The organism is Enterococcus sp. CWB-B31 (assembly GCF_020567645.1).
Classification (GTDB): Bacteria; Bacillota; Bacilli; order Lactobacillales; family Enterococcaceae; genus Enterococcus_L.
Genome location: NZ_JAJDJW010000032.1, coordinates 1 through 2,684, shown reverse-complemented (window position 1 = coordinate 2,684; position 2,684 = coordinate 1). Strand labels below are relative to the sequence as shown.

General features: G+C 30.1%; 3 protein-coding genes and 1 pseudogene. 3 read left to right on the top strand and 1 reads right to left on the bottom strand.

What is annotated here, in order from left to right; all coding sequences use genetic code 11:
- The 3 genes from LI954_RS15930 to LI954_RS15920 form a co-directional block, all read left to right on the top strand.
- Positions 1–229, top strand: a 229-nt coding sequence (locus tag LI954_RS15930; RefSeq protein WP_420705993.1) for a transposase, incomplete at its 5' end; no start/stop codon positions are given.
- Between the two features lie 390 nt (positions 230–619).
- Positions 620–928, top strand: a complete 309-nt coding sequence (locus tag LI954_RS15925) for a hypothetical protein (RefSeq protein WP_229444969.1) — start codon at positions 620–622, stop codon at positions 926–928.
- An 8-nt stretch (positions 929–936) separates the two neighbouring features.
- On the top strand, positions 937–2,220 hold the full coding sequence (locus LI954_RS15920) for an ABC transporter ATP-binding protein (RefSeq protein ID WP_229444968.1): 1,284 nt from the start codon (positions 937–939) through the stop codon (positions 2,218–2,220).
- Positions 2,221–2,570: 350 nt separating this feature from the next.
- Here LI954_RS15920 and LI954_RS15915 read toward each other — a convergent pair.
- Positions 2,571–2,684, bottom strand: a pseudogene (locus LI954_RS15915) (IS30 family transposase); the annotation flags it as partial.

Genomic DNA, 2,684 nt, shown 5'->3' with positions numbered 1-2,684 from the left:
TGCGGATCCAGGAACTCCCTCTCAACGCGGCCTGAATGAGCACTCAAATGGGCTGCTTCGAAAGGATGGACTTCCTAAGCAAATGGATTTCAACGAAGTTGATGAGGCATTTGTCCAATCGGTCGCCTCAAAAAGGAACCATATTCCAAGGAAATCACTGAACTATCGAACCCCCATGGAAGTATTTTTGAGTTATATGGATGATGAAATGGTGTCTAGGTTAATTTGACAAATGAAAATATTTCTCCTTTTCGGTGGATTCTGATTGCTCTATTTTACTGGAAAAAACTTCTTTAAAAATGACCGGAAAAAAAATGTTGGATCTTAGTGCTGTTTCCGGGGTTAAATGAGTTAAATTTCATAATTCTACTCCTCCTTTTAATTCTTTATTAATGATGTCTTAAATATTCAGGAACAGGTATTGATCCAATGATAAAGGTGAAAGTAGAGAACGTCTAAATCAAAATTTTTAGACATTACAAAATAATCAGCAACTTGTTCTGACGTGTATTCGAAGCTTGTTAATTAATACGTGAGGTTCTCCTTGTATACTAAACAAAACCACAAAAAAATGTGATAGAATGAATTATATCTGTAAAAATTAATTTATAGGAGGATTATGATGAGCTTGTTTGTCACCTATATTAAAAATAAAAAGAGGAAACTATTTTTATTATTGGTATTAATCCTATTAAATTCACTTAGTTTAATTCCAATTCCATATCTTACTAAATATCTTGTTGATGTTGTCCTTCTTGAAGGAAAATATGATGAAATTTGGCTATATATATCTATCATTACTGTAATAATAGGACTTCAATTAGTTTTTGGAAGAATAAATGTTAAATTTTCAGCATATTTTTTCCAAGAATTTTTGTATGATATCAGGAAAATATATTTAAAAACAATTTTTCTGCTAATGATGTAAACAGCTCGATGCTGAATACAGTAATTTTTAATGATTCTGAGCTCTATGTTGATAATATTCAGTTGATTGTAACCACATTTCTAACAAATATTTTTACTGGTGCTTCATATGTTTTGATAATGATGTTTCTTAGTTGGAAGTTATCGTTAGTTGCCTTTATATTCGTTCCCTTCTACGCGATTTGGATAATACATATAAGTGCTAAACTAGGGAGACTTGCGGAAGAGCAACAAATTTCTAAAGACGAATTTCTTAAAGAGGTAAATAATTATAGTACTAATAAGGAAGTCATTAAGATATTTCATTTTTTCAGAATGATTGTAACAGGATTTAATAATGCTATTAATGAAAATAAGAAAATAAATGTGAAGGTTTTAACATATCAAAATTTTATCAGCATTGTCTCTAGCGTTATTGTAACACTGGCAGCTGTTGTTCCTTTTGTTGTTGGAATAACTTTTATTAAAGGTGGAGATATGAGTATAGGAGATCTGGTGGCTTTTAATTCATATACTAGCTTGCTTTTTTCTCCAGTTACTCAACTTATTGGAATAATTGCGACTATCAGAATGGCCAATGTTTATAAATCAAGAATAGAATTTTTTAATTTTCAGGCTGAAAAAGAGAAATTTGACGATAGTTCTAATATTGAAGAAATCAAAATAAATAATTTATCAATATTCTCTGAAAAAAAAATAATATTAGAAGATATCAATTTTAATATTACTAGAGGAGAATGGATTCGCTTACGAGGCGCAAATGGTAGTGGAAAATCCTTGTTTTTAAAAGTTATAGCTAATTTGTACAGTGATTATAAAGGTGAGATTCTCATTAATAACGATGAGAATAGCAATCTCATTGGAAGTAGAAAAATAATCTACATTTCAAATGAACATGGTTTTCCAATGCAAAATCTGTTTGAGGAAATGATGACTGAGAGCAATGCAAACAGTAAGGATATAAGAAAAATCTTAAAAATAGTAAGCCTGGATGATAAAGTTATGAGTTTGAAACAAGGTATTTATACTAAGAATAATGAAATAATGGAGAAATTTAGCACCGGAGAATTACAAAAATTGAGATTAGCTAGAGCAATCATTAGAAAACCTGATTTTTTATTCGTAGATGAAATTTTATCTAATATAGAATTAGATAAAGCGATTGACATATTAAATAAAATTCATTATAACTATCCAAGTTTATCATTAATTCTTGTAGAACACCATTTTCCAAATAATGAACTATTAAAAAAAGAAGTAGTTATCGAGAATAGGACAATAACTACATTTTAATATACGTTTACCAATCAGGACAGACAAATAGAAAAAGGCTCCTTACGGAACCTTGTAGACTGTAGACAAAGTCAATTTTATAGATGACGTCTACAGTCTCTTCTATTAAAACAGTGGTTATGGGACTCAGTGAGCCTTTTAAAATTTTCCCGGTAATAAGTAATACAGCCACAAGCATAAACTGGTAGCTTTATCTATTAATAAAGGACATAATTCCTTGAATAAATACAAGTATACTTGCGATTAGAGTGATAATTCCAGATATAATCAAAGTATTTTTTCCTACATCTGTTAAAGGTGTATGTACCGGCATAGAAAGTAAAAAAACACTTTTTTTCACTTTTCATTTGTCAAATTAACCTAGACACCATTTCATCATCCATATAACTCAAAAATACTTCCATGGGGGTTCGATAGTTCAGTGATTTCCTTGGAATATGGTTCCTTTTTGAGGCAACCGATTG

Bases quoted from the DNA above. Each gene is read 5' to 3' on its own strand.
- LI954_RS15925 (WP_229444969.1), top strand. From the start codon at position 620: ATGATGAGCTTGTTTGTCACCTATATTAAAAATAAAAAGAGGAAACTA.
- LI954_RS15920 (WP_229444968.1), top strand. From the start codon at position 937: ATGCTGAATACAGTAATTTTTAATGATTCTGAGCTCTATGTTGATAAT.